The 1,080-nt window shown below is 48.8% G+C and carries 2 protein-coding genes; both read right to left on the reverse strand.

What is annotated here, in order from left to right:
* Positions 1-46: 46 nt before the first annotated feature.
* Complete coding sequence (gene yhbY, locus F8N00_RS18045) at positions 47-340, reverse strand: ribosome assembly RNA-binding protein YhbY (protein WP_023467424.1); 294 nt, start codon at positions 338-340, stop codon at positions 47-49.
* A gap of 2 nt (positions 341-342) precedes the next feature.
* Positions 343-1,080 (reverse strand): shikimate dehydrogenase (aroE, locus tag F8N00_RS18050; protein WP_421018754.1); only part of this gene is annotated, 738 nt, incomplete at its 5' end.

Genomic DNA, 1,080 nt, shown 5'->3' on the forward strand with positions numbered 1-1,080 from the left:
TTAGTCTCGTGGGCTCGGAGATGTGTATAAGAGACAGGTCCGATTTTCATCGTGGCAATTCGAGCGTCTTGTTCTCTTTTGATTCTTTATAGAGAACGATGACTTTTCCGATGACTTGAACGAGTTCAGCATTCGTTCCTGCGACGAGTTCTTGTGCGACATCCTTTGGTGCGTCCGCACAATTTTGCAATACTTGTACTTTCAAGAGTTCCCGTTTTTCGAGCGCATCCATCAAATCAGCGCACATCGCTTCGCCGACTCCATTTTTACCGACTTGGAAAATCGGGTTTAAGTCATGAGCTGTCGCGCGTAAAAAACGTTTTTGTTTACCTGTTAACATGATTAAAATTCCTCCAATTGCTTTCGTATCACCTGCTCGCCAAGTGCAAGGTCAGGTGCTTGTCCGGTGAAGCGTTCAAATGCTTCAGCCGCTTGTAAGACGAACATCGGGACGCCGTCAAGTGTGTCGAGACCTTTTTCGGTCGCTTCACGCAATAGACGGGTCGGCGTCGGTCGATAAATAATATCACAAATCAAGGCGTGCGTCTCCGTCAATTCGATCGGACGTGCCTCGATATGTGGCGCCATCCCGACAGAAGTCGTATTGATGATGACGTCGTAACTCGTTAAATGAAATGTTTCTTGCCATGGTAGAACGGTTGCTCCGAATTCATCGGCAACTGCCTTAGAGCGTTCTTCTGTACGATTCGTGATCGTCACATCTCCGGGCAACGCAGCAATGATGCCTCGCGCCGCACCGCCCGCACCAAGAACGAGCGTCTTTTGAAATGACGGACGACGTTCTATCAATGCGCGGACGAATCCGATTCCATCTGTATTCGCACCAATCAACTGCCCATCCTGCCGATATACCGTATTCACGGCGCCTGCTTTTTGAGCTGCCGGCTCTAGCCGATCCAGATACGGAATGATTGCTGTTTTATGTGGAATCGTCACATTGATTCCGTCTAGCTGATGTGTGCGTAATTTTTTAATGATTTGCGGCAATTGCTGCTCCGTTACATCGATGAGGTCATAACAGCCGAAAAGCCCAGCCGCTTCCAGCCAAGCTGTATGCAG

Source organism: Exiguobacterium sp. A1_3_1, from assembly GCF_048985645.1.
GTDB lineage: Bacteria > Bacillota > Bacilli > Exiguobacteriales > Exiguobacteriaceae > Exiguobacterium_A > Exiguobacterium_A indicum.